Origin of the sequence: Halomicroarcula saliterrae (genome assembly GCF_031624395.1) — an archaeon.
Classification (GTDB): domain Archaea; phylum Halobacteriota; class Halobacteria; order Halobacteriales; family Haloarculaceae; genus Haloarcula; species Haloarcula saliterrae.
In genome coordinates this window covers 813,101-838,775 of the sequence record NZ_JAMQON010000001.1, presented here as the reverse complement: position 1 = coordinate 838,775, position 25,675 = coordinate 813,101, and the positions used below count along the sequence as shown (strand labels likewise).

The window sequence follows — 25,675 nt, the reverse complement described above, 5'->3', positions numbered from 1 at the left end:
ATGATCGGACAACAGCAGGATAGAGTCCAATAGAAATTAGGCCACAATCTGTCCATAACCGCAAGACAGCACCGTACAATGAAAATAGGCACAGTTTGTCCATAGTATCGCGTTCACCCATGCCCACAATTTTACATAATTTGTATTTCATATCGGGGGATAGCTCATGAATCGGTCTACATTCAGCCCCATTAATTCATAATCAATATCTTGACATACCAATCTCTATTTGCCTGTCTGCTCCACTTACCCAATCGTATTCTCGCCAAACGTAAACAGAAAATACTGGATGATAGAAAATAAAAATAATTAATTCTCATCGATAGCATTTCAATATAAGTGCCCTCAATTCAGCTATTATAAAGAGGGAAGATATGAGCTACCTCACCGAAATTCACAGAATTCTTAGACGTAATATGGTTAGAAATTGAAGCGTGAAGGCGAGGATAGTTAGTGTTTTTTCGCCGGTGGTTCTTCGAAGCAGTCGTTTTCGATAAGCCAGCTGCGGAGGTCGGCGTACACGTCGCTGCAGTCGTCACGGGCTGGTTCGGGCTCGGTGAGTGTGTCCCAATTCCCGATGAGCACGAGACGTTTTTTGGCGCGTGTCAAGGCGACGTTGAGTCGGCGTGGGCCGACATCGGGGAGTGAGAGGAAGCCGGATCGGCCGGCGTCGTTCGACCGAACGAACGACATGAGGATGACGGTGCGTTCGCCGCCTTGGAATGAGTCGACGGTGTCGATCTCGATTTTATCGGTGGTGACTGGTAGGTCGTCGAGTTTGCTCCGAATGGTTTGGATTTGCCCGGTGTATCCGGTGATGACGCCGATGTGTTTACACGGCGTGCCTCGATCCCGGAGGTCGTGGACGTGGTGGGCGATGAGGGCTGCTTCGGCGTCGTTCGCGTAGGACGTCCCGTACCGTTGTGTTTCGTCACCAGTGACGTGGTGTGCGGTGACCGGCGGGAGGTCCCACAGCGTGTACGGATCGTTTGGTCGGTCGACGGTCTTGACCTGCCCGTCGTAGAAGGCTTTGCTTGGGAACGCGGCGATGTCTTCGTGCATCCGGTATTGCGTGTCGAGCAATTGTGCGGCGTCCTGTCCATACCGGTGGACGAGGTGTTCGTACAGGCTGACTTCGAGGTCACGGTCTCGCATTTCGTCGCTCGCGTACGGAGGGAGTTGTTTGTGGTCACCGGCGAGGATCATGCGGTTTGCGGCGAGCCACGGGGCGAACGTCGCTGGAATGGATGCTTGGGAGGCTTCGTCAACGATGGCGACATCGAACTCGTTCGTGTCGAACTCGGCAGCAGCGGACATCGTCGCGCCAACAACATCGGCTTGCTTCGGATGCCGTCCCAAGTAGTTCTGTTCCACAACACGGTTTGTACTGCCTGTCCCTGCCCGAGCAATCGTGAGTTGCTCCTCAACTGCGGCTTCGTGGAGTGACCCCTCCTCAGGGTCGCTTGGCGTGCTCGTGCCGACCAGAAGGTTGTCTGTGGCTTGATTCGAGTGCGCGCAGGCTAACACAGTGTGGCCCCTGTCGACGAGCTCCTTGATGAGCGTGACGAGCGTCCTGGTTTTCCCGGTGCCGGGCGGGCCGTGGATAAGTGTGATATCATCTGCACACACGCCGTGGTATGCGGCGCGGCGTTGCGAATCGTTCAGGTCAGGGAACTCTGTGTCGAGTCCACGGCCTGGCGTGAAGGATACACCACTGTTCCCGGCGACCGGTGCGTGCTTCGATGGGGTGTCTCGGACGCGACTGATACAGTCGAGTTCTCGGTCGTACGGTAACGCATTGAAAATCGGATAGAGACCGATAACGAACTCATCGTCATCGAAAATATTCCGAAGGGACCGCGTCGCAGCCTTCGGGTCGTCCGCGTCTCCGGATATGGTGAACGTCAGATCCCGTGTCCCGGAGTCAGCGATTTCCCCGAGGACGGGGAGGCCAGTAGGTGATTGTGCCCACGGCGGCGTGTCAATCATGATTTCCGTGCCTTCCCACAGATTCGTCTCAGCGCAGATATACGTCGGATCGGCTTCCTCATCGTCTTCAGTAGGGACAGTGACGTGCCACCGCGTCGGGTCTGCACCCGTGTCTTCATATACCGGCACGGCATCATGCACGCCGCCTTCCCTCGATTGGTATGCGTTCTGATCGAAGGAATGGTATTTCTCAATGCTGTCGCGTCGATCACGTTGCTTCTCGGCTGTGACGAAGTCTAACAAGTGGGTGAAAAAGTCGTCACGTCGCTGTTCGCCCCAATGGTCCGCTGTGAGTTTCTCCGGGACGAGTTCAAGTACCGACTCTTCCTCCTGCGTATCCCCGCTTGGCATGTAACTCGGGGTTGCTGGAACGTCAAATGCATCTGTCCAGAATCGAAGCCGCCACCCGATTTCGGTCATCCCGGCTTGTCGGACTGATTGGAAATCATCCCGATCCACCATCGACCAGTGATACTCGACAATCGTCCGACGGTCTTCTTCCGTGAACCAGACGAACTCACCGGTGAGCTCTGCCGACTCTGGTTTATGCAGTGGAAGCTGGACGCTGTTGCCGCGGTGCAACGCACCGAATTGCTTGAATTCAGCAGCAAGCGCCTCAAGATCGACCGCGTCCCCGTCTTCGGTAAGCACATCAACTTTCTCAGGTCGCTCGCTGAACGCAGCGAGCGACGGTGAGTATCGAGCAGAAAACGCCTGAACCATCACCGACAAATCAATATCCGGCATCAGATAGCAGATACGTGGACTTACATATAATTCATTCGTCAAGAGAATAGGATATCACTGATAATGCAGAATTAAAACAATGCATCAGAGTCAGCCGATCCTTGCTAAGCGTTTTGAAGCAGGTGAACACGCCTCGGAAAACAGTTCGCAGACACTCAGCTTCGTTGTTTGACGAGTTCCTTAACCGAAAGACCGCCTGTATCCGTCTTTTCCTCTGTCTCCGTTGCGTTATCAGCCGGCACTTCAATATCAGGTGTACTGGTCGGCGTGTAACCGTTGGCATCGTGCAGAACACCCTCAGAGTCGCCGATCGTACCTGGCATTGACTCGCCTACGGAGCCGCCGCCTCCCTTCCGGTACTCTCGCCCGTACGCATCCGTATTGTTACCAGAACTCACACAACTGTGTACTCGTTACTGGCAGATATACTTATGGCAAATGATGACTTTTCAGCCATACAATTACAATACGGAAGAATTCTGTCCAGGCACCCATGTTGAATAAATCTCTTTCCCTCGTCGCATCGTAACTAGCTCTGTTCGCACCGTCGGAGATATTTTAGTTTGTGAGTGGCGGTACTTTGATTTCTCTCGTAGGCGAGTATGGTCCATGGCCAAGAGGATTACGAGTCAGGTAGCGGAATTACGGCAACGGATCGCTGCGTTGCCGGATGCGTCGGAGCCGCCGCCGACTGCGTTGCAGGTGCTTGGCCGGGGTGGGCAGGAACGGGATTGGCAGCAGTTCCTCGTGCATTTTCTCTCGCCTGAGGAGGCTCACGGGTTGAATCACGCGCTGCTTGAGCACGTCTTAACCGCGTTAGCTGACCGGTCTGAATTAGAGTTCGCGTTTTCTCGGTTTGAGATTGAGGAGATCCATATTGCGCAGGAAGTCGTGACTGAGCAAGGACGGCCGGATCTGTTGGTGTGGGTACCTGAGGAGTGGTTTTTGTGCTTCGAATTGAAAGTGCATGCTTCAGAGGGAATGGACCAGACACCACGCTACGTGGACATTGAATCGTTCGACGGCATTGGGGTGGAGAAAGATGACGTGCCGCGTGATGGGCATAATTACGTATTTTTAGCACCGGAGGATGCGTCGTCGCCAGAAGCGGACGAGTTCGTACACTTATCGTGGGAATGGTTGGTGGGTGAGATGCAGTCGTTCCTGATGGAGAGTTACGATGAGTACCCGGCGCGGACGACGGCGCAGTTGAAAGAGTTCATTGACACGATTCGGAGTGAGTTGACGATGACTGAATACGAGGAGAATCAACAGGAGATGGTGGAACTGTTCATTGAGAACTACGATGTGATCACGGAGTTGGAGGACGCGTTCGATGAGGAGTGGGCGTCGTTCGAATCGTCGTGGGGGACGCGGTTAGCGCAGGCACTCGACGATGCGACGCTTGTTGAAGATGCCGAGATACCTTCTGAGTACGCTGCTGTATCGCTCCCGATAGGTGACGAGCAGCGGCAATGGACGTTCCGGCAAGGGAAATCCGACTGGTCGTGGTCATTCCCGAAAGAGTGGTGGACGAAACTCGACGAGCAACGCCAGGTATCAGAAACGGCGAAACCGAACGCGCGAGTCGGGTTCGTCCACCGATTAGGCCAGAACCGAGACGAGGCAGTCCGTGATAACACGCTTATTGTGACGCTGCGTAACGCCCCGTCTGGCCACGACACGTTCTATAATGGGTTTGCGACCCGGTTCTCCGATGCAGCAGCTGAAATCCGGCCAGCGATCGCTGACACGAACTACTCTATTACAGGGAACAAATCGAACGTGTTACGCGGCGAATACCCCATCGAGATCGACGCACACGAGAGTTTCTTCGACGCGTACATCGCTGCGCTAGCCCGGGCAATCACGCAAGGGGCGATTGGAAATCCCGACCTGTACTCGACAATTGACCGGCTCTATGCGGAGACGATAGAAGAAGACGTATCGTTGTAACAGTCCGTAGTTACCACGCGGCCACTCATGTGAACTGTCGAATTCATTTGGAGACTGGACTCCCTGTCGATACATCTGTCTCTGTTTAGCGCGTCGTGGAAGCAGGGATTCCTACCCTCAAGGAGCGAACGGCGTCAGCCGTGAACTAGTAAGGTAGTTCACATCACTATCGAAGCGGTTCATACACCTGGTGCTCGTTCCAGAGTTCCTCACGACGAGTGTCGAATTCGTGACTGGAATCATTTGTCGGCTGCAAATCAATCGTGCTCTCGATGTGTTGGTTCCAGGGGAGTCGTTGCCCGTTATCTGTCCAGCAGACCAGTGGGTCCGTATCAACAGTCGGTTGCTCGCCTGTCTCGACGCGCACGGTGAGGGTAGCAGGCAACTCGACTGCGTCACTGGCAATCCACCAAGCAATACCTCGATACCCCGAGTTACGATACAGTGTATCATCGAGAAGCGGGATATCCTGCCCATCGAGAGAAACCGACCAAGAAATGTTCTCCCGGAGCTGTACTTCTCGATTCATTTGAGTCATCCCTTGTGGCGTGTCAGTGGGTGCGAGTCGGTCTCCAATTCCTGGCGCGATTGCTCGCCAACAAAAGAGCGTTGTATCGGTGGGGATCCCAAACCGATGATCCGCGCCATCCAATGGTAATTTAATTTCAACCGAGGGGTGTGAGAGATGGTCAGTGCGAGTCATCAGAAGAGTACATTTTGAGATCAGCTGCTGGTGACGCAGGATGTGAGTCGGGATCGGGACTCGGATTTGTTACGCGGAATTGTGTGGGGCTTCCAAATTCTAGAAATCGACCTGTATTGCAGCTATAGCAACGGTGCTGGAACATTTCCCCTATCGACCGGTTATCGCGTGTCTCGAACCGGGCCGTTGTACCGCACTCCTCACAGACGGCATCAAATGGGTTTAGATCATTAACCCACCAGTCAGGCAGGTCGATTTCTTTGATATTGTTCTCTACCATGCAGTATCACACGCCTTCGGCGAGTGCATCGTGTTTTGAACTGAGGCGATCATTACTGGCTTTGATTTTGGAACCACGAGACTGCTTCGCCGAACCCCCAAGCTTGGGTGTCACCGGACGTTCGCTGGACGAGTGGCCCGCGGTATGAGTTCCAGAGTTCATATTCGCCACCCTGCGGGCCTTTGAGGGTGAGCCGCGGAGCATTCGAATCTTGACTCGCAGCAGAAGTGCACTCCACAATCTCACTGACCACGTAGGGTGGATCCCACGCATCAATCTCATCCCCCTCCTCAAATGCAAGATCGCTCTTTGACAGTGCCGTGAACAGTTCTACGGCTTCCGTATCGTCCTCCGTCGTAAAATACACCTCCCACTCTTTTCGGTCATCCGTGGATTCGACAACGGTCAATGGCTGTTTCCGGTTGTTAAACAGCACTTTGTCTCCGTTTGTTGCTTGTCGCATCCGGTCTTTGATTGCCGCATCACTCAGTTCCCGGTGGTCGGTCTGTGTATTCTCCTCACGCATAGTAAACCACCCTCACTACGGGCACAAAAGCGTTACTCCTAAATTGGTCTAAGAGGCCCTCTAGGGGAATATTTCGGAGGATTAGCTAGGAGAGTGAACTATGAGTGAAGTTTATAGATGTGTCTAGGAATCGTTCTAGAAAATAGGAATGAGTCGTTCTCAGTGAGCCATGCAGCGGCATCACCCGAGAAATGACTTGAAAAAGGTGTCGAGTGTATGGCAGATAGTCCAAGTACTCTCACCGAGTTCACTGATACCTGACGCAGACTCTACAACTGAAACAAATGAATTAGATCAATTACTCAGGTAATTCGCAGGTGCAGACGCCGCCTTCGCGGATCTGGTTAGTGACGTGCGTGTGGAGCGAGTGTGAAAGGGCACGCATTGCAGTAGCTTGTTCAGCAGTGGGGCAGCGACCACCATAGTAACTGTCTGTCCGGTTGGTGTTGTACAGGTGTTTCAGGTCGTCTATAGTGTCGGGAGTGAGGAGTCCGAGTGTTGCAGCGCGGTCGTAGCAGTACGTGTGGTCGTGGAAATCTCGGAGTTCATCGCCGCCTTCGGCCAACGCGTACGCCTCTACAGAGCGTTCCGTGGCTCCGAAGCACAGCTCAATCGTAGCGGTGTAGTACCCGTTCCCGTCGAGGTTATCGATTGCGGCGAGGAGCCGGCAGGCTTTCGTGAGTTGGGTTTTCCAGTCGGCGTCAGTTTCAATTGCGTATTCGCGTGTTGGGACGCCGTGTCCTGCTTCATTGAACGCGTCGATCGCGGCGTCAAGTGCGTTCGTGACGGCTGTCGGGTCAGGGTTACTCATCGAGGTCTCCGTGGAAAATCATTTGCTTGACGGTGTCGAACTTCTCCGTCTCGTAGAGGACGAGCCCATCACTAAGCGTGGTCCTGATCTCTTCCGCGTAATTCGGTATCGCAGGGAGTCCTTCGACGTCGATTTCATAGGCGTATCGTCCGGTGTCGAATTCTCGGTCTTCCAGGTCTTGCCGGACGCGGTTCGCTGTGCGTTGGTTCGCCATCCGGTCGTCCTCGACGAGTACCCACATGTCAATGTCACTCCGCCGGTCAGCTTCGCCGCGGGCGACACTGCCGTACAGTACAATGCCGAGGACATCGTCGAGTTCGTTGAGGAGATCATCGACGGCAATGCGGACTGGCTCGTAGAATTCTGCTTGCGGGATGTCGAGAAACGGGTCATCCGGCCGGGACAACCGGCCCGTGTTGATGTGGACGAGACGCGTGGTACCGTCTCGTTGTTCGACGACGAGATCATTTGCCGCTAAGACATCGACGGCCTTCGAAATCGTGGGTTGGGAGTAGTCCACAGCCTCAGCGAGTTTAGTAATGGAGAACGCATCACTGTGATGGCGTGATAAAAATGTGAGGAGGTCGTGTACTGCTTGACTTCGGAATAAATCGGGGTTTTGAGCCGGGATATCCAGAAGAACAGTCGACCCGCGCCCGGACTTAGTATTCGTGTTGCTCGACATAGTGAAGGGTTCGTCAGCCTATCTACTTAAAGTTTATATTGAATGCTGTCTTCACTCAGATACTAATCTGATCTGCCACAGCAAGGATGCGTAGATCGCCTATTCAATCGGGAGCCGTAGTTGTCGCCGTCGGAGTTCGTGTCAATGCCAGTGCCGTGTCCCGGGGTACTGACTACCGCCACAATATTAATGTCCACTGAGCATATATTGTAGAATGATTATGTCTAAAGGGCATTTCAAATCGGCGGGGGAAAGCATCTCGCACGGGGATGCGAGTGTATTGTTTCCTATTACGGAGCTTGATGCGACGGTCCACCAGCATCGGGACGCTGAACGTACCCTCGAAGCTGCAGAGGGATCGGACGTCATCGCTGTCGCACCGACCAGTCTAGCAAGCAGTTATTTCCTCACGCAGCATGTACTCACGGCGGTTCTTGTCGATACGCTCTCACCAGCCGTGCAGTCACACCTTGATGATGCGCTTGACGGGTCGATCGAACAATTCGAACTCATTCAAATCGGGAAGTGGACTGCTCAATCTCCGAATCACTCGCTAAATGAATTTACCGGGGCGTAACGATGGTGTGTGGTACGATTCAGACACCTGAGGAAGATGAAGAGGCGTTGTCCGAAATTGAGGCGGAGTTGACTGCCGACCGTTCGGAAGCACTTCGACAGCTTACCCGGCAGGGACTCACCGATTGGCGCAAAGAGAAAGCGCTTGAACAGTTAGAGGAGCACAAGATTATACTCGCAAGTACAACAGAAACGCCGAAAGCTCGGTGAATGAGAGTTTGAGGATCCCGTCGCGTCTCATTCCGTCGTTGGAGCGGCCGTGTCTACTAATTCCTTGGAGTCTAGTAATAGGGTATGAGCGAGTTTCGGTATCAAATCCTCGCTATAGTCGGTGCCGCGATTATGTTTACGTATAGTGCGCTCGGAACGCTCTCCAATGCATCAGCAAAGCCGTATCAGTCAGTGCTACTGCTTGTCGGGCTCGTGGTCGCTGTGGCACTTGCATTCCACTTAGGGACGGTGTGGAAGCGACGGGAGAGTGAGTCACAGTTGCGCTAGAGGGTACGTCCGTAATTGGTTGTATTTTGCCGGGACCCGCTCTGAGTGGTATCTTACGCCGGGCGTCAATGGAGGTTGAGCTGCTGTGTTCGCAATTATTCCGTCTCGGAATTGAGATGTGTGTCTGTGGGGTGTTACTGGTGGGGGCCCGGGTCGTACCCGGCGTTTTGGAGGTGTGTGGGTATTGGATCGATGGTTTCGAGTATGTCGTGGAGATGTTGGTGGCGCGGCCGTCGTCGATGAAGTCGTTAGTATAGGTGTTTTCAGTGGGGATAGGACGGTGATGTCGATCCGAATCCACTCATACTCCCTGAGTATCGATCCCTGCAATGCAGCCGCTAATATTTTGTAATACTTACTCAATTGCGTTGATTTATCAAATTCTCCAAACTAACCCTTTAAAACAAGTGGTTACTCTAATTTTGTAGGTCAATGTTCGTATCGTTCCACACGGCACATGATAACCGTCTCGAAGGGCCAAATTCGAGAACACAGAATCCAAGACAACTAACACTCAGAACCAGGAACGCTGCTCACGCGGGATGGTGGCGACTATGAGTAGCTATTCCGCAGATGACTCAGAGGAGTCGTTCCCGCAATTAAACGAGCGGCAAGAGGTCATCTTCGAATCGACACTCGAAGATTTCAGGCGGTATCTCAAATCAGAAGGGAAGAATCCGCGAAAAGAAATCGGGTACTCTGAACAGTCAATCGGGACACGAGTCTCACGAGTACTGCAAGCTATTGAATGGGTCTGGAGAAACGACAGGATTTCTACAGAGATCTCGCCGGAACAAGCGGACGAAGTAATCGAAGCCCTTGCCACCGACGAGTTCCGACGCCGCGATGGCGATCGATACGCCGAGGGAAGCAAACGAAAAATCTCGAACGCACTGGTCAATTGGTTCCGATTCAATGGATCTGATTGGGAGCCGGATATTACTTTCAACGATGAGCCGGCAAAGAACGCGGCAGACCCGTTCACCAAAGCCGAAGTCAAGTTGCTTTGGGATACGTCACTGACCTACAAGTCGATCCCAATGTATAATAACCTCACTCCCGATGAGCGTGATCGCTGGCGAAGGCATCTCGCTCAGGTAATCGGTAAACCAAAGAGCGAAGTCAAACCGGCGGATTGGGATAAGGTCAACAAAAATTGGAAATACCCATCGCTCATCGCAACTGAAAGGTCTGCAGCATGGCGGCCAGCGCTCATCAATAGGATGAAAGTCGACTGGTACGATGCAGATGGAAAGAAGATTATCATTCCTGCAGAGCACGCTGTCAAAAACGATACAGAGTGGACACAGTATCTTTCGGATCAGGCCGCCCAAGCCCTGGATTCGTGGCTTGAGCAACGGAGCAATAGCAGTAACTACGACGATACCGGTCACATGTGGCTCACAAGGAAGGGTAACCCATACAAATCAAACACACTCAACTATCTCCTCGATAATCTCATCGAGGAAGCCGGAATCAACCACCAAGGTCGAAAGCTCTGCTGGTACTCATTCAGGCACTCCCTTGGCACTTACACGTATGAAGAGAAAACGGACCTCGACATCGTCGCGGAAGTATTACGGCAAAACAGTACGTCCTCAGCATCTCGATACGTCCATCCAACTAAAGAGCTCCAGCGGTCAGCAGCGGACATCCTCTGAGACTCATTTGAAGAAGCGATACGACGAGATGTATGTAGTCGCTACGTTAGCTTCTGCGCTCAACCCATTCGATCTAACGCGTCTTGACGATCTTCTACTGGTACTTGATCGTACTTCATTGTCGTTTCGGCGCTCTTGTGTCTGAGCTGTGCCTGAGTGGCTGCGAGATCTTCCTCGCGGGTCATGTACGTCCCGACGGAGTGACGAATCGTGTACCAACTCATCTGCCGGTGAGTGGTGTCGATGTCAGCGATATCGCAGAGCTGATGCAGCAGGTATCGGAGTGTCTTCGTGGTGTACGGATTCGATTTCCGGGTCAGCCAGATCGAATCCGTGTCGTCGTACTCCGGGTACGTTTCGCGCTCAGCGAGCCAGTTGTCGAGTGCTTCCGCCGTCCGGGACTGGAGGCCGACAACCCAATCGTCTCGGTTTTTAGCGCTCTCCTCTTTCGGGATGCGGAGAACCGCGTTGTCCGTGTCTACCCACCCGACTTTCGATCGTTCCACCTCGACCGGTCGAAGCCCGGCATCGAGGCTCGACCAGACAAGCGATGGGACCTTCCACCCGTTCGCGCGGTCCCAATCAGAGGGGGAAATCTCCGACTTCGGTTTCTCGAACCGCTGAGCAAGGTACTGCTTCCACCTGTCTCGCTCCGCCGGTGTGAGGTTGTTGTAGTTGGGGACAGAGCCGTATTCGAGCGCGGCCTCGCGCACCGCAGATCGCTCCTCGCGGGTGAGGAAGTCCCGAGGGTTCGTACTGGAATCAGCAGCGAACGTGATATCCGGATCCCATTCACTGCGGCCGTGCTCGTGGTGCCGCCATTTGAACAGTCGCTTGACCGCTTTCTGGCAGTTCCGCTTGTTCGTCGCGCCCGTGTCCCCGCGTGCGAGATGCTTCATCCACGCGTCGGCGTGATCGTGCGTGACGTTCACCGTGTACCCGCCCTCTTGGTCCCACACGAACCGATAGAATCGATCCATCCGATACGCACCTGGCTTCACCGTACCCACTGCGTATCCAACTGCCTCGTCTGGTCGCTTTCCGAAGGTGAGGAGCCATTCGAGACACGCCTCACGCTCGGCTCGGTAGTCGAGTAATTGTCGCTGGTTGAGGTACTCTTCCGACGTGTCGGTTACGACGGGGAGCTCGTCGAGTTCGTCCATTAGACTCGCCCCCGTCTTGCGATTCGGACGTATTTGGCTAGTCCTTTGAATCGAGTAGGTGGGACAAAGCGGCTAATCGCAAGACTGCGCCGGGATGACTGAATCCTGATTTCTGACTTGGCCTGAAACATTGGCTATCATTGCTCTATTCACGACTCAAAAAACGCAAGACGGCGGTAGAATTGGGATGCTCGGTCAGGGATTTGAACCCTGGTCCTCGGCTCGAAAGGCCAAGATGATTGGCCGGACTACACCAACCGAGCGTACTTCCGGATTTCGGGTACTCCAATTTAACCCCATCGAAATCTCCACTACCTGTGGTACGGTGACACGGAGTCCCGTCTGGGGGTTCGCACTGCCGGCACTAGCTGGCTACTTCCCCTCGAACTCGGGGTCGCGGTCCTCGGTGAAGGCGGTGAGTCCCTCCATGAGGTCCTCCGTCGCAAAGAGGTGGCCGAAGGCCTGGGACTCGACTTCGAGGCCGGCCTTCTCGTCGACGCGGCCGGCTTGCATCGCGCGCTTGGTGAAGTCCATCGCGATGGGCGGCCCGGCCGCGAGGTCGCTCGCGAGGTCCAGCGCGGTGTCGAACAGCTCCTCGCTGGTGGTGACCTCGTTGACGAAACCGTAGTCGGCCATCTCGGCGGCGTCGTAGCGCTCGGCGGTGAAGATTATCTCCTTGGCGCGGCCCTCGCCGACGATGTTGGCGAGGCGCTGGGTGCCGCCCCAACCGGGAAGCAGACCCAGGTTGTGCTCGGGCTGTCCCAGCTGCGAGCTGTCGGAGGCGACGCGGAGGTCGGCCGCCGTCGCGAGTTCCATCCCGCCGCCGAGCGTGTAGCCGTCGATGCCGGCGACGACGGGCATCGGGCACTCCTCCAGCTTGCCGAAGGTCTCCTGGCCCTTCTTCGAGAGTTCGACGCCGTCGAGCGTCGTCGCGTTCGTGGCCGCGGACTGCACGTCGGCGCCCGCGGAGAACGCGCGGTCGCCGGCGCCCGTGAGCAGGAGCGCTCGGACGTCGTCGTCCTCGCTGAGGCTGTCGATGGCATCGGCGAGTTCGTCCAGCATCTCCGTGCTGACGGTGTTCATCCGGTGGGGCCGGTCGAGTTCGATGTGGCCCACGTCGCCCGCCAGGTGCTCGACGTTGATGGTGTCGTAGCTCACCTCGCTCTCGTCGTCACTGCCGTAGAAGCCGCCCTCGCTCGCCGCGGTCCGGAGCCCGTCGGCGACCTCGTAGCGTTCCTCGTCGGTCTGGTCGTGGACCGTTTCGAGCGTCTCGACGAGCGTGTCGAGGTCGGCCTTGTCGGCCATCTTCGCCGGTCCCTCGGGGAAACCGCCGCCCAGCATCACGGCCTCGTCGATGTCGCGGACCGGGGCCACGTCGTTCTCGACGAGCTTCCCGGTCTCGTTGGCCATCACGGCGAGCAGACGGTGTTTGACCTCCTCGCTGGCCCGGTCACGCGGGATGTCGGCGCCGCCGTCGTCGTAGTCGTAGAAGCCCTCGCCGGTCTTCTTGCCGAGCTTCTCGTCCTCGACTTTGGCCTCCAGTAGCGGGCAGGGGTCGTAGGCCTCGCCCAGCGTCTCGTGCATGTATTCGAGCACGTGCAGCCCCACGTCGTTGCCGACCTGGTCCGAGAGTTCGAGCGCGCCCATGGGGAGTCCCATGTCGAACTTCGTCGTCGAGTCGACCTCGGCGATGGTCGCCACGTCGTCGTGGACCAGCCAGCAGGCCTCGTTCATCAGCGGGACGAGGATACGATTGACGATGAACCCTGGCGAGTCCTTGCGCACGCGGACGGGCGTCTTGCCGAACTCCTCGGCCAGCTGCTCGATGGTGTCGAGCGTCTCGTCGCTGGTGTGGGCGCCGGTGATGACCTCGACGAGCTGCATCCGGACCGGCGGGTTGAAAAAGTGCATGCCGCAGAACTGCTCGGGCCGCTCGGTCACCTCCGAGAGTTCGGTGATAGAGAGACTGGAGGTGTTGGTCGCAAACAGCGTGTCCGCTGGGGCGTGCTGTTCGACGTCCGTGTAGACGTCCTTCTTGATGTCCATCTTCTCGGGCACGGCCTCGATGATGACGTCGGCGTCACCGACGGCCGCCTCGACGTCGACCAGCGCCTCGATGCGGTCCAGCGCGTCGTCGGCCTCGCCCTGTGTGAGCTGGTCTTTCTCGGCGAGCTTGTTCAGGGACCATTCGATGTTGTCGTAGCCGTTCTGGACGAACTCCTCCTTGATGTCGCGCATCCGGACCTCGTAGCCCGCCAGCGCGGCGACTTCGGCGATTCCGTGTCCCATGTTGCCCGCGCCGAGCACCGCGACCGTCTCGATGTCCTCGAAATCCATGACATGTAGCCCCACTGCCGGCCCACGCTTCAACGTTTCTCTCCCCGAACAACCGCCATCGGGTTTATCGCGCCGTTACGGCCGCTAGGGCGCGATAGCGCGCCGACAAGGAGCCTCTTACCGAGCTGTTCGTCTGCCGGGCTGTCGGCCCTGGGGCCGTACCCGGTTCCTAACTAAACACGCAGTCGCCCAACTGGACGTATGGACCGACAGTCCCCACTCGACAGCATGGAGTCGTGGTTCGAACAGATGAGCAAGCAGTTCGAGACCGCCGCCGACCGCTGGGGCACCGGGCTCGAACCGTGGTCACAGGGAATGGACCAGCCCCGCATCGACGTGGCCGAAGACGACGACCAGTACGTCATCGTGGTCGACATGCCCGGCTTCGGCAAGGACGACATCGAGGTGTACGTGACCGACAACACGCTGGCCATCGAGGCCGAACAGCGCGACGAGCTGACGACCGAGGAGGCGACCTACATCCAGCAGGAGCGCACACACCAGTCGCTCTCGCGCCGAATCACCCTCCCGGGCGACGCCGACACGGAAGACATCACCGCGACAATGGACGACGGGGTGTTGCGGATTACGGTCGCCAGAGTCGAACCGCTCGACAGCGGTCACCAGATAGATATCGAGTGACGCCGACCGGCGGGGCGGTCCCGTTGTTTTAAGCCCGTTCGGCGGTGAGTGTACCGCATGAACGGTGGGTGCCATCTCTCGGCCGTTCGAACCGTCAGACAGGGACGCCGACGGACACGTCGCTGTTGTTGAGACACAGCTTTCTCCCCGCGATGGCACAGTTTCGGACCACACCACCGACTCCACGATGCTCGATACACTCCGCGACGACATCCGCACGGCACTGGCCAAGGACCCCGCAGCGACCAGTGCCGCGGCGGTCGTCCTCACTTACCCCGGCCTGCACGCTATCTGGCTGTACCGCCTCGCCCACGCGCTGTGGGCGAGTGACCGCGAGTTCGCCGCCCGACTCGTCTCCCACCTCGGACGCGTTCTCACCGGCGTCGAGATACACCCCGGCGCCGACGTTGGCGAACGGCTGTTCATCGACCACGGCATGGCGACCGTCGTCGGCGAGACGGCCGACATCGGCGACGACGTGTTGCTCTATCACGGGGTGACGCTGGGCGGGAAGTCGATGCAGCGGACCAAGCGCCACCCGACGCTCGAAGACGGCGTCACCATCGGGGCCAACGCCACGCTCATCGGTCCCGTCACCATCGGCGAGAACTCGACCGTCGGCGCGGGTGCCGTCGTCGTCGACGACGTGCCACCGGAGACGACCGTCGTCGGCAACCCGGCCCGTCCGGTCGACGAGTCCGACGCGGAACCGACGGAGGCGCAGTCCCCGGCTGTCACCGACGGCTGCGGCCCGGACGGGTAGCGAACGAGAGAGCAGCAAGTTCTTGGGTCACTGCCCGCTACCCAACAGCGATGACGGATTCGCCACACGACGCGCTCCGCGAGGACCCCGACATCGGGCCGCTGGTGGCGGCCCACGGCGAACTCACGCTCGACCCCGCAGAAGACCTCTTCCAGCGGCTCGTGGTCTCTATCTGCCGACAGCAGGTGTCCATGGCCTCGGCCGCGGCCACCCGCGACCGCCTCTTCGAGGCCGTCGAGGTGACGCCCGCCGGCGTCCGTGCGGCCGACGACCAGCTGCTCCGCGACGCCGGCCTCTCCCGCCAGAAGACCCGCTACGTCAACGCGGTAGCCGAGGCCTTCGAGGACCACGGCTACTCGCTGGACTACTTCGCCGACATGGACGACGACGGCGTTCGCGAGGCGCTGACGGCCATCACCGGCGTCGGCGATTGGACCGCTGACATGCAACTGCTCTTCTCGCTCGGCCGCGAGGACGTGTTCCCCGTCGGTGATCTGGGCGTCCGCAAGGGGTTCGAGACCGTCGTCGGCGGCGGCTACGACCGCTCGGAGATGGTCGAGTACGCACAGCGATGGGCGCCTTACCGCAGCTACGCGACACTGTATCTCTGGCGGGCCGAGGAAGACATCGCCGAGAGCGTCACGGAAGTCCGGGACGACTGAGACAACTCGGGGACCGGCTTCCCGTTACTCTTCGGTGTCTTCCTCTTCCTCAGTCTCGACCTCGTGGTCGGCGTCGGCGCGGTGGTTCACGTCCACCTGGTAGTGTTTGAGGATGTCACGACCGAGCAACACGGGGTAGTCCATGTGCGAGCGGTCCTCGACGCTTGCCGTGACGGTGTGCTGGGTGCCGCCCAGGCCGACCACCAGGTCGACGACCGGCCGGGAGCGCCCGGACTTGAGGCTCCCGGATTTGATCTTGACGATATCGAGAATCGGGCCGGTGCCGATTTCGGCGGCGAGTTCGGCGTCGATGCTGGTCCGCGTCGCGCCGGTGTCGGACTTGGCCAGGACGCTCTTGTTGCCCCGGGTCCCGGAGACGACGACTTCCTCGATGTAGCCGACGACGACGTTCTCGGCGCGCTTGCGCTGTGGTTTCGGCGGCGTCGCGGCCGGTCGGGAGTCGTCGAGTCGGTCGGCCAGCCGGTCGACCTCGCTGTCGGGGACGCTCCCACCGGCCCGTTCGATGGCCCGCTGGGCGATGTAGGGCGCCGGGCTGATGCCGCTGGCCTCGAACAGGCCGCGAAAGCCCGCCGTGGGGTTGACTTCGAGAACGTAGTAGCCGTCGTCGCCCTGAACGATGTCGACGCCGGCGTAATCGAGACCGATGGCCTCGACGGCGTCGAGCGCCATCCGGCGGACCTTGGTCGGGAGGCGGTCGGTCATGTCCTCGACGTCCCCGCCCAGCGCGACGTTGGTCCGCCACTCGCCCTCCGGCGCGTAGCGGTTCATCGCGGCGACGACCCGGTTGCCGACGACGTAGACCCGGAGGTCGTGATGGCGGTTCTCGTCGTGGTCGAGGAACTCCTGTAAGAAGGCGTGGCGGTCACCGACCTGCGCGTTGACCGGGTCGTCCAGTTCGACCATCCACGTCCCGCCGCCGTGAGTGCCGATGGCTGTCTTGTACACCGCGCGCTCGCCGAACTGGCTCCGGGCCTCGTTGAGCCGTTCGTTAGACAGCGCGAGGACCGCGTCGGGGATGGGGACGCCGGCTTCCGCCAGCGCCGCGGCGCTGGCGAACTTGTGCAGCGCGGTCGTGGCCGCCACCGGTTCGTTCAGCATCGGCCCGAGGTTGTGGAGCGTCAGCGCGAGACCGACACCCTCCATGGGGTGTTCGTCGCTGGAGAGGAGCAGCCGGTTCGCGACGACGTCTACCGCCGGCTCCAGTTTCATCCGGCCGTCTCTGGCTGTGACTGTCGTGTTCTCCTCCCGGAGCCACGCTGTGTCGTACCCCATCTCGTCGGCGGCGTTGAGAATGGCCTTCGTCTCCTTGCTGGAGTGGAGGCTGAGAACGCCGACGGTGATATCGCCACTCATTGGCGGCTAGTTCCGACGGTGCCAGCAAAGGTCTGGCGGGTTCGCCGTCCGGGGGTATTTATACACCGTGTCTCGCTTGTACCACCATGGACGAGGCCGAGCCCTTCACCTACGACGGGGGCCGGGTGGACCCGGGAGAGACGCAGAACGTTCGGTACACGGTGAGTGAAACCTACATGGGTGACCCGGTCCGGACGCCCGTGACCATCGTCAACGGGGAGCGGCCGGGGCCGACCGGCTTCCTCTCGGCGGCGGCCCACGGCGACGAGCTGAACGGCATCGAGGTCGTCCGCGAAGTCGCTCACGAGTGGGACCTCGCCGAGCTCGCGGGGACGCTCGTCTGTCTGCCAGTGTTGAACGTGCCGGCCTTTCTGGCACAGGAGCGGTACCTCCCCATCTACGACCGGGACCTCAACCGGTCGTTCCCGGGCGACCCCGACTCGACGAGCGCAAAGCGGATGGCCCACCGCGTCTTCCGGAACTTCATCGCGCCCTGCGATTTCGGGCTGGACTTTCACACCTCGACGCGGGGCCGGACCAACACGCTGCACGTCCGGGGCGACATGGCAGACGAGCCGGTGGCCAGGGTCGCCAAGGCGTTCGCCTCGAACGTCATCATCTCCTCGGAGGGGCCGTCCGGGTCGCTGCGGCGGGAAGCGAGCCGAGCGGGGACGCCGACGATAACCGTCGAGATGGGCGAGGCCCACCGGTTCCAGCGGTCGTTCATCGACAGCGCTCTGGAGAGCGTTCGGTCCGTGCTCGCGGAGTTCAGCATGCTCGAATCCGAAGTGGTACAGTGGCCGGGGTGGCGAACCGTTATCGAGAACAGCGACGAGAAGACGTGGATACGGGCCGACGCCGGGGGGCTGGTCGACATGCACCACGAACGCGGCGGGCTGGTGTACGAAGACGAGATCATCTGCACAATCGCGAATCCCTTCAAGACCGACAGCATCACCGTCAGAGCGCCCTTCACCGGGCTGCTCGTCGGGGTGCTGGAGAACCCCCTCGTCTACCCCGGCAACCCGCTTTGCCACCTGGTCCATCTGGACGAGCGGACCCTCAGGGCGCTCGAACGAAGCCGCGAAGAGCCAGTGTGGAGCGCCCATCCCGAGCAGCCCCGGTCGGGCTGAACGGACGACCGGTTTCGGCGGACATTATTTCCCACTCGACCAGCTGGAACCGGGTGGGGAGCCTGATTCCGGCGAAGGGCACACGCGGTAGTAACTACTATCTGTCCCCGGACTAAGCCACCTGTATGAGTCAGTCTTACAACCGCGGCACCGTCGAGGACTTCGGACGGTGGCGGGAGTTCTCGGCCGGCATGTGGGCCTGGATATTCCACAAGTTCACCGGCTGGGTGCTCGTCGGGTATCTGTTCACCCACATCGCCGTGCTGAGCACGTCGCTGGGTGGTGCCGAGCTGTACACGAGTACGCTGCAAGGCCTCGAAGCACTGCTGGTCGTCCGATTCCTCGAAGTCGGTCTGCTGGCCGTCGCCGTGTTCCACATCCTGAACGGCGTCCGGCTGCTGATGGTCGACCTCGGCGTCGGGCTGGAGGCACAGGATACGAGCTTCTACGCGTCGATGGTGCTGACCGGCGCCATCGTCGTCGCGAGCATTCCGACCTTCCTCGGGGGGCCGCTGGTATAATGGCGGAACACTACTCCTCCTTCGAGCGGGGCGGTCGCCGCTGGCTGCTCCAGCGGCTGACAGCGGTGTTCCTCATCGGCGTGCTGGCGTTCCACTTCCTCCTGTTGCACTTTGCGAACCACGCGGCCGACATCACGTTCGCCGGCACGCAGGCGCGTATGAGTCAGGTCGGCTACTTCGCGACGATGTGGCTGTTCCTCGTCACCGCCACCTTCCACGGCGTCAACGGGGTGTACAACGCGCTCGTCAACCAGGGTATCGAAGGGACACAGAAGAGCGCGGTCAAGTGGGTTCTCGTCGTGGCCGGACTACTGCTGGTCGCACAGGGCACCCGAGTCGCGCTCGCCATGAACGGATTCCTATAATGAGCACACAGATAGAACAACAGGAGACGGAGACCGAAGAACAGGAACAGGAACCGGAAGTCGAGTCGCCGGGCGCCCGGCGACGCGCTCAGAAGCGCGAACGGGAGGCCGAGCGCCAGGCCCAGCGAGAGACCGAGGAGGCGACGCTGGACGACGAGGAGACGGTTCTTCTCAAGGTGTTCCGCTACGACCCCGAGGTCGAGGGGAAGCAGGAGCCGCGCTTCGACGATTTCCGGGTCCCGTACCACAAGGGGATGACCGTCCTCGACGCGCTCATCTACGCCCGGGACAGCTACGACTCCTCGCTGACCTTCCGGCACTCCTGCCGGCAGGCCGTGTGTGGGTCGGACGCGCTCTTCGTCAACGGCAGCCAGATGCTGGGCTGTAAGACCCAGCTCTCGGACCTCGAATCCCCGGTGCGCATCGAACCGCTCCCCCATCAGGAGGTCGTCAAGGACCTCGTCGTGGACATGGAGCACTTCTACGACCAGATGCACGCCGTCGAGCCGTACTTCGACGCCGACGAACTCCCGGAGGACGAACTCGAAGAGCAGCGTCAGTCCCGGGAGAACCGCGAGAAAGTGAAGATGTCCACGCGGTGTATCTGGTGTGGGGCCTGTATGTCCTCCTGTAACATCGCCGCCGGCGACAACGAGTATCTGGGTCCCGCGGCCATCAACAAGGCCTACCGCTTCGCGATGGACGAACGCGAAGGGGCCGACCGAAAGCAAGAGCGCCTGCGTATCATCGAGCAGGAACACGGTGTCTGGCGGTGCCAGACCCAGTTTTCCTGTACCGAGGTGTGCCCGAAGGACATCCCCCTCACCGAGCACATTCAGGAGCTCAAACGCGAAGCGGTCAAGAACAACCTGAAGTTCTGGTGACGGTAGCCCCCGCTTTGGAATCTCTCCACTAGCCACGCGATAACCGGACCGGAGTGGCGGACGGAGAAATCGGGAACTGTCACCGAACGCGGATGGGTCGGGTTTGCCGACGCTGGTACGTTTTCCGTTCGCCGGCTGGGATGCCGTTCGACGAACTCGGAGGGTACGACCGGCAGAGATGTGCTATTTCTACAGAAAGTGCCCGAAGTCGATAGTTCAGGACGGCCGGCTCAGCCCGACCGGAATCCAGTTCGGAGGGGCAAGTGACACTGACGAACTGGTAGTATGAATATTACGGCAGTTCATACGTTAGCCGCCCCTTTCGTCGCATAACTGACTGCTAAATTAAATATCCGGCCGTTAAGATAGCCACCGATGACTGTTAATTACGAGGCCGGTGTCGTCGGATGTGGCGCAAACGCCAACGACCGACACATCCCCGTACTGAAGTCGAACCCACGCGTTTCACTGTCGACAGTCTTCGACCAGCATCGGTCTGTTGCGGAGGACACTGCCAGAGAGCACGGCGTCGAGAACGCATATGACGATTTCGAGTCGGTCCTCGCGTCGGACCCGGACCTGATCACTATCTGTACACCGCCCCCTACCCATTCGGAATACGCCGTGCCGGCGCTCGAAGCCGGCACGAGCGTTCTGTGTGAAAAACCGATGGCAGTCGAGCTGGAAGAGGCAAAGCGAATGGTCTCCACAGCGGAACACTCCGAGGCGGAGTTCGGGATGGTACACAATCTGCTGTACTCACGGTCCGTCCAGAAGGCCGCTCGACTGGTCAACAACGGCGATTTCGGGGACATTCGCTACGTCAAGGGAGTGCAGTTCAGCAGCTCACGTCGTGATTTACCGTCTTGGTATACGGATCTGCCAGGTGGGCTGTTTTTCGACGAGTCACCGCATCATCTCTACCTCGTAGACGCGTTCATCGGGGGTCTCGAACTGGTAAACGCGACTGCCACGGAGAGCGACGGACCCGGCCAGCCGCTGGAGTCGGTGACTGCGACGTTCGAGGGGACCAACGAGCGCCAGGGGCAACTGTCGATAGTGTACGACGCGCCGCTTTCCGAGTGGTTCTTCGTCATCTGTGGCACCGAACGCCTCGCTGTCGTGGATATCTTCCGCGACACCATCGTCCACGTCGGACAGGAAAGCGAACACAGTCCGCGGGAGGTGCTACAGACAGCTCTCTCCGGTATCGCGCAGTTCGGGTACGGCGTGGTGAAGTCCGGAGCGCGCACGCTGCAGGGGGAGGCGTCGTTCGGGCTCGATACCCTGCTCGACCAACACCTGAACGCCATGGAGTCCACGGCGACACCACCGGTCACTCCGGAACAGGGACGTGAGATACTGAGCGGGACGCATGCAGTACTGGGCGAGATTCGAGCCGAGTAGTGCACTCCGGTGTCGCGGTGTTCGAGCCTCGACGGAAGCTATCGTCGCCCCGTTCCGAGTGGGCGACTCCCGACGACGGGGCCGAGTTGGACGGTCGGTGTCCGTCTCCGACGCTACTGTGGAATAGACCAACAGGGAGGCTTAAGTTCGGCTACTCCTAACGCCGACACACGCCAAGAGATATTCTCACAATGTACGAACACGACGTTATCGTGGTCGGTGCGGGTGGCGCCGGCCTCCGAGCGGCTATCGCAGCGGACGAGGAGGGTGCCGACGTGGCCCTCGTGACCAAGCTCCATCCGGTCCGGAGCCACACCGGCGCGGCAGAGGGCGGCATCAACGCTGCCCTCCGGGACGGCGACTCCTGGGACCTGCACGCCTACGACACGATGAAGGGGTCGGACTATCTGGCCGACGCGCCGGCCGTCGACACCTTCGCCCAGATGGCGCCCGAGGAAGTCATCCAGCTCGAACACTGGGGGCTGCCGTTCTCCCGCGAGGAGGACGGCCGCGTCTCCCAGCGCCCCTTCGGCGGGATGTCCTTCCCGCGAACCACCTACGCCGGCGCCGAGACGGGTCACCATCTCCTGCACACGATGTACGAGCAGGCCGTCAAGCGCGGCATCGAGGTGTACGACGAGTGGTACGTCACCAACCTCGCGGTGACCGACCACGACGACCCCGAGGACCGGGAGTGTCACGGCTGTGTCGCCTACGACATCAAGTCCGGCGAGATTCACGGCTTCCGGGCCAACAACGGCGTCGTCCTGGCGACCGGCGGACTGGGGCAGGCCTTCGACCACACCACGAACGCCATCGCCAACACCGGCGACGGCTGTGCGATGGCCTACCGCGCCGGCGCGCCCATGGAGGACATGGAGATGATTCAGTTCCACCCGACGACGCTCCCGTCGACGGGTGTGCTCATCTCCGAGGGCGTCCGCGGCGAGGGCGGCATCCTCTACAACGACGACGAGGAGCGGTTCATGTACGAGCACGGGTACGCCAACAACGCCGGCGAACTCGCCTCCCGTGACGTGGTCTCCCGGGCCGAGCTGACGGAGGTCAACGAGGGGCGCGGTATCGAGGACGAGTACGTCGACCTCGACATGCGCCATCTGGGCGAGGAGCGCATCCTCGACCGGCTGGAGAACATCCTCCACCTCGCGGAGGACTTCGAGGGCGTCGACGGACTCGACGAGCCGATGCCGGTCAAACCCGGCCAGCACTACGCCATGGGCGGCGTCGAGTGCGACGAGAACGGCGAGACCTGCATCAGCGGCCTCTACGCCGCCGGCGAGACGGCGTGTGTCTCGCTCCACGGCGCGAACCGGCTGGGCGGGAACGCGCTGCCCGAACTGCTCGTCTTCGGCGCTCGCGCGGGCTACCACGCCGCCGGCAAGGAGATGAAGACCGCCGAAATCGGCACCGGTCCCTCGGCAAAGAGCGAGGACGGCGCCGTCGAACCGCCGGTCGAACCCGGCGCTATCGACAGTTCGAGCGAGGACGTGGTCGCCGACGGGGCGGCTATCGAGCCGACCGCCGTCATCGAGAACGCCGTCTCGAACGAGCGAGAGCGCATCGAAACGCTGCTCGAAGAGGACGGCATCAACCACGCGGAGGTCCGCGCCGACGTCCAGCGGACGATGACCCAGAACGTCAACGTCTTCCGGGAGGAAGAGGCGGTCAAGAACGCGCTGCGTGACATCCGCGAGGCCCGCAAGGAGTACGAGAACGTGGCGGTGGCCGACCCGTCGCGCACCTACAACACCGACCTCATCCACACCATCGAGACGCGGAACATCCTGGACGTGGCCGAGGCCATCACGCTCGGCGCGCTCGCCCGCGAGGAGTTCCGGGGCGCCCACTGGCGCGCGGAACACCAGGAGCGCAAAGACGACGAGTGGATAAAACACACGATGCTGGCCTGGTCGGACGGCACGCCGGAGCTGTACTACAAGCCGGTCATCCTCGAAGGCGAAGAGGAGACCTACGAGCCCAAAGAGCGGAGCTACTGAACCGCTCTATCGCGGTCGCCCCGACTTACGGCGCACCGACGAGGACGAACAGGCTCTCGCTGTCAGCGTTTCGGATCTGCCGGCGAGCGTCCGGGTCGATTCTGAGCGCGTCGCCGGCCGTCATCGCTATCTCGTCGCCGCCGACCTGCACGGTCGCCTCGCCCTCGACGAGGACGTACACTTCCTCCTGGCTCTTCCCCGCGTGGTCGTGTTCCTTGCCGGTCCAGCCCGGCTCGCACTCGACGATGGTGACGCCCAGTTCTGTACACTCGAGCGGGTCGCGCATGAAATGCATCCCACCGCCCACGGGCGCTACGTCCTCGTAGTTGACTTGCGTGTAGCTCATGGCCGAACGGTTCGTACGCAGCCGGTAAATAAATGTTGCTGAACCTATAGTAGGGGCGCGACGACGACCAGCCGCTCTCCGAACGCGGCCCGGGGCAGTCCATGAGTGGGCAACCCCGTCACATATTTCACAGACCCGTGCTAACGGATACCCGCTCGGAAGGGTGGCTCAGTGGTAGAGCGCTGCCAGCCAAAATGCCAGAAAACGGCCTGGTAGTTTCCCTCGCAGGGCTCCGCGTGGTTCGAATCCCGCCCCTTCCATCGAACGAACGTGAGGAGCCGATGGTACATGCGGGATTCGAGCCCTGGAAGGCGAACGGAGTGAGTCTTGCTCCGGTTCGAATCCCGCCCCTTCCACTCTGTCGCGAACGAAGTGAGCGACCGTCTCTCTGCGCCCGAATCGCGCCCCTCCCGTTCTGTTGACCCCGCTCGACGCGTCGCTGGTGGAACGTGTAAAGTATTGAAAGTGGGGGTGGGGGGTGGGGGGTAGTGGCACCAGAACGGTGCCATGTCGGATAGATGGTGGTCTTAATTTAAAAAGTTTTTGCTCCAATTATCGTTTCTGAGTCTGCGGTTGTCGGCGTGGCGGTCCACGATGGACACCTCACGTCCGGTCGCGCTCGATAGAACTGCGTGGGACCGGATTCGAACCGCCTGAACGTCGCTCGCTACGCTCGCTCGTTCCGTGCTTCGAATCCGCTCCGTTCGATGTACAGAGCGCTCACGTCCGTTCGCGCTCAGTAGAAATGCGTGGGACCGGATTCGAACCGGAGCAAGACAGTCGACCTCGCTCCCGAGGCGCTCCTCCCGTCGCGCCTCGTACCGCTCGGCCGCTGCGACTTGCTTGGTTCGAATCCGCTGGACGAGTTTGCCACTCGCGGAGTAGCTCGTGGCAAAAATGCGTGGGACCGGATTCGAACCGGCGGACCCCTACGGGACAGCGCCCTCAACGCTGCGCCGTTGGCCTGGCTTGGCTACCCACGCTCACTGCGTCTTGCTGCAATAAATCGTATCCCGCGGTCGGATAAAAGGGCTTTCGTTTGCGCCGCGCCGCGAGAGGGACTGGCATCCCACCGAATCGGACGTTTCAAATATGACGAAACCGCTACCGGGGGCATGGCCAAATACTCGACCGGCAGCGGGGGCGACAGCGCCGGCGGGAGCTGCGAGCTCTGCGGTGCCGACGGTGGCGACACACAGACCGCCAGCGTCGCGGGCGCGACTCTCGAACTCTGTAGTGACTGTGTACAGACACACGGGGAGAACAGTCAGGCGACGAGTTCCGACGCTCCTGACGAGCAAGAACGAAAGCGGCGCGCGGCACAGAACACGGCGAAGATACAGGACTCGCAGTCGACCGACACCTCCCACTGGGAGGAGGGCGCCGACTACGACGGGGACCAGCTCCCCTATCTGGTCAGCGACTACGGCACGCGCGTCACGGAGGCCCGACAGGACCGCGGGCTCCAGACGGGCGAGCTGGCCGACGAACTGGAGCTCCCCGAAGACGACGTGCTGGCCGTAGAGCAGGGCCGGGCGACACAGGCGAACGTCAAGGGCTCGACCATCGCCGCCATCGAGGCGTTTCTCGATATCGAACTCGCGGACACGAGCTGAAGGTCCCGTCCC

The 25,675-nt window shown here is 59.9% G+C and carries 22 protein-coding genes and 3 tRNA genes; 14 read left to right on the top strand and 11 right to left on the bottom strand.

Translation table 11 applies throughout. The annotated features are described in order from the left end of the window. Positions 1 to 450: 450 nt before the first annotated feature. Both NDI56_RS04585 and NDI56_RS04580 read right to left on the bottom strand, forming a co-directional pair. Positions 451 to 2,736 (bottom strand): AAA domain-containing protein, encoded by a 2,286-nt coding sequence (locus NDI56_RS04585; protein ID WP_310918249.1) that lies wholly within the window; start codon positions 2,734 to 2,736, stop codon positions 451 to 453. A gap of 155 nt (positions 2,737 to 2,891) precedes the next feature. Further along, positions 2,892 to 3,134 carry a hypothetical protein gene (locus NDI56_RS04580; RefSeq protein ID WP_310918248.1) on the bottom strand — a complete coding sequence of 81 codons (243 nt, stop codon included), beginning with the start codon at positions 3,132 to 3,134 and terminating at the stop codon, positions 2,892 to 2,894. Positions 3,135 to 3,345: 211 nt separating this feature from the next. On the opposite strand from NDI56_RS04580, the gene NDI56_RS04575 reads away from it, so the two are divergent. Beyond that, the gene (locus NDI56_RS04575; RefSeq protein ID WP_310918247.1) at positions 3,346 to 4,692 is read left to right on the top strand and encodes a PD-(D/E)XK nuclease family protein; all 1,347 of its coding nucleotides are present in this window, start codon (positions 3,346 to 3,348) and stop codon (positions 4,690 to 4,692) included. 1,035 nt (positions 4,693 to 5,727) lie between these two features. Here NDI56_RS04575 and NDI56_RS04570 read toward each other — a convergent pair. From NDI56_RS04570 to NDI56_RS04560, 3 genes are all read right to left on the bottom strand, one after another. After that, positions 5,728 to 6,201, bottom strand: a complete 474-nt coding sequence (locus NDI56_RS04570; protein WP_310918246.1) for a hypothetical protein — start codon at positions 6,199 to 6,201, stop codon at positions 5,728 to 5,730. A gap of 298 nt (positions 6,202 to 6,499) precedes the next feature. Beyond that, complete coding sequence (locus NDI56_RS04565) at positions 6,500 to 7,012, bottom strand: DUF8154 family protein (RefSeq protein ID WP_310918245.1); 513 nt, start codon at positions 7,010 to 7,012, stop codon at positions 6,500 to 6,502. After that, positions 7,005 to 7,697 carry a nucleotidyltransferase domain-containing protein gene (locus NDI56_RS04560; protein ID WP_310918244.1) on the bottom strand — a complete coding sequence of 231 codons (693 nt, stop codon included), beginning with the start codon at positions 7,695 to 7,697 and terminating at the stop codon, positions 7,005 to 7,007. The genes NDI56_RS04565 and NDI56_RS04560 overlap by 8 nt, the downstream gene beginning before the upstream one ends. A gap of 220 nt (positions 7,698 to 7,917) precedes the next feature. Between NDI56_RS04560 and NDI56_RS04555 the strand changes: the two genes are divergently transcribed. Further along, positions 7,918 to 8,274, top strand: coding sequence for a DUF8165 family protein (locus tag NDI56_RS04555; RefSeq protein ID WP_310918243.1), 357 nt, complete (start codon positions 7,918 to 7,920; stop codon positions 8,272 to 8,274). A 1,051-nt stretch (positions 8,275 to 9,325) separates the two neighbouring features. After that, on the top strand, positions 9,326 to 10,432 hold the full coding sequence (locus NDI56_RS04550; RefSeq protein ID WP_310918242.1) for a tyrosine-type recombinase/integrase: 1,107 nt from the start codon (positions 9,326 to 9,328) through the stop codon (positions 10,430 to 10,432). A gap of 59 nt (positions 10,433 to 10,491) precedes the next feature. Here the strand turns inward: NDI56_RS04550 and NDI56_RS04545 are convergent, their stop codons facing one another. From NDI56_RS04545 to NDI56_RS04535, 3 genes are all read right to left on the bottom strand, one after another. Further along, on the bottom strand, positions 10,492 to 11,595 hold the full coding sequence (locus tag NDI56_RS04545; protein WP_310918241.1) for a tyrosine-type recombinase/integrase: 1,104 nt from the start codon (positions 11,593 to 11,595) through the stop codon (positions 10,492 to 10,494). Positions 11,596 to 11,783: 188 nt separating this feature from the next. Beyond that, positions 11,784 to 11,858, bottom strand: a tRNA-Glu gene (locus NDI56_RS04540). 109 nt (positions 11,859 to 11,967) lie between these two features. Further along, positions 11,968 to 13,932 (bottom strand): 3-hydroxyacyl-CoA dehydrogenase/enoyl-CoA hydratase family protein, encoded by a 1,965-nt coding sequence (locus NDI56_RS04535; RefSeq protein WP_310918240.1) that lies wholly within the window; start codon positions 13,930 to 13,932, stop codon positions 11,968 to 11,970. Between the two features lie 201 nt (positions 13,933 to 14,133). Between NDI56_RS04535 and NDI56_RS04530 the strand changes: the two genes are divergently transcribed. The 3 genes from NDI56_RS04530 (at position 14,134) to NDI56_RS04520 (ending at position 15,999) form a co-directional block, all read left to right on the top strand. After that, entirely contained in the window at positions 14,134 to 14,574 is a 441-nt protein-coding gene (locus NDI56_RS04530) for an Hsp20/alpha crystallin family protein (protein WP_310918239.1), read from the top strand. Between the two features lie 187 nt (positions 14,575 to 14,761). Further along, positions 14,762 to 15,337 carry a serine O-acetyltransferase EpsC gene (gene epsC, locus NDI56_RS04525; RefSeq protein ID WP_310918238.1) on the top strand — a complete coding sequence of 192 codons (576 nt, stop codon included), beginning with the start codon at positions 14,762 to 14,764 and terminating at the stop codon, positions 15,335 to 15,337. Between the two features lie 50 nt (positions 15,338 to 15,387). Further along, positions 15,388 to 15,999: a DNA-3-methyladenine glycosylase family protein gene (locus NDI56_RS04520; RefSeq protein ID WP_310918237.1), complete on the top strand. Its 612-nt coding sequence runs from the start codon at positions 15,388 to 15,390 to the stop codon at positions 15,997 to 15,999. A gap of 24 nt (positions 16,000 to 16,023) precedes the next feature. Here the strand turns inward: NDI56_RS04520 and NDI56_RS04515 are convergent, their stop codons facing one another. Further along, positions 16,024 to 17,373: a RimK family alpha-L-glutamate ligase gene (locus NDI56_RS04515; protein ID WP_310918236.1), complete on the bottom strand. Its 1,350-nt coding sequence runs from the start codon at positions 17,371 to 17,373 to the stop codon at positions 16,024 to 16,026. 86 nt (positions 17,374 to 17,459) lie between these two features. Here NDI56_RS04515 and NDI56_RS04510 point away from each other — a divergent pair, with 86 nt between their 5' ends. The 6 genes from NDI56_RS04510 to NDI56_RS04485 all read left to right on the top strand — a co-directional run bounded on the left by NDI56_RS04510 (position 17,460) and on the right by NDI56_RS04485 (position 23,701). Then, on the top strand, positions 17,460 to 18,506 hold the full coding sequence (locus NDI56_RS04510) for a succinylglutamate desuccinylase/aspartoacylase family protein (RefSeq protein WP_310918235.1): 1,047 nt from the start codon (positions 17,460 to 17,462) through the stop codon (positions 18,504 to 18,506). 125 nt (positions 18,507 to 18,631) lie between these two features. Then, complete coding sequence (gene sdhC / locus NDI56_RS04505; protein WP_310918234.1) at positions 18,632 to 19,027, top strand: succinate dehydrogenase, cytochrome b556 subunit; 396 nt, start codon at positions 18,632 to 18,634, stop codon at positions 19,025 to 19,027. After that, the gene (locus NDI56_RS04500; RefSeq protein WP_277541238.1) at positions 19,027 to 19,392 is read left to right on the top strand and encodes a succinate dehydrogenase hydrophobic membrane anchor subunit; all 366 of its coding nucleotides are present in this window, start codon (positions 19,027 to 19,029) and stop codon (positions 19,390 to 19,392) included. The genes sdhC and NDI56_RS04500 overlap by 1 nt, the downstream gene beginning before the upstream one ends. After that, positions 19,392 to 20,276, top strand: a complete 885-nt coding sequence (locus NDI56_RS04495) for a succinate dehydrogenase/fumarate reductase iron-sulfur subunit (RefSeq protein ID WP_310918233.1) — start codon at positions 19,392 to 19,394, stop codon at positions 20,274 to 20,276. The genes NDI56_RS04500 and NDI56_RS04495 overlap by 1 nt, the downstream gene beginning before the upstream one ends. Before the next feature lie 375 nt (positions 20,277 to 20,651). Continuing rightward, positions 20,652 to 21,683, top strand: a complete 1,032-nt coding sequence (locus NDI56_RS04490) for a Gfo/Idh/MocA family protein (RefSeq protein WP_310918232.1) — start codon at positions 20,652 to 20,654, stop codon at positions 21,681 to 21,683. Positions 21,684 to 21,874: 191 nt separating this feature from the next. Continuing rightward, the gene (locus NDI56_RS04485) at positions 21,875 to 23,701 is read left to right on the top strand and encodes an FAD-binding protein (RefSeq protein ID WP_310918231.1); all 1,827 of its coding nucleotides are present in this window, start codon (positions 21,875 to 21,877) and stop codon (positions 23,699 to 23,701) included. A gap of 25 nt (positions 23,702 to 23,726) precedes the next feature. Here the strand turns inward: NDI56_RS04485 and NDI56_RS04480 are convergent, their stop codons facing one another. Beyond that, positions 23,727 to 24,047, bottom strand: coding sequence for a cupin domain-containing protein (locus NDI56_RS04480; RefSeq protein ID WP_310918230.1), 321 nt, complete (start codon positions 24,045 to 24,047; stop codon positions 23,727 to 23,729). A 157-nt stretch (positions 24,048 to 24,204) separates the two neighbouring features. Here NDI56_RS04480 and NDI56_RS04475 point away from each other — a divergent pair. Further along, positions 24,205 to 24,307: transfer RNA gene (locus tag NDI56_RS04475), tRNA-OTHER, on the top strand. Positions 24,308 to 24,945: 638 nt separating this feature from the next. Here the strand turns inward: NDI56_RS04475 and NDI56_RS04470 are convergent. Next, positions 24,946 to 25,030 (bottom strand) — tRNA-Leu (locus tag NDI56_RS04470). Positions 25,031 to 25,162: 132 nt separating this feature from the next. On the opposite strand from NDI56_RS04470, the gene NDI56_RS04465 reads away from it, so the two are divergent. Next, positions 25,163 to 25,663 (top strand): helix-turn-helix domain-containing protein, encoded by a 501-nt coding sequence (locus tag NDI56_RS04465; protein WP_310918229.1) that lies wholly within the window; start codon positions 25,163 to 25,165, stop codon positions 25,661 to 25,663. Positions 25,664 to 25,675 lie beyond the last annotated feature (12 nt).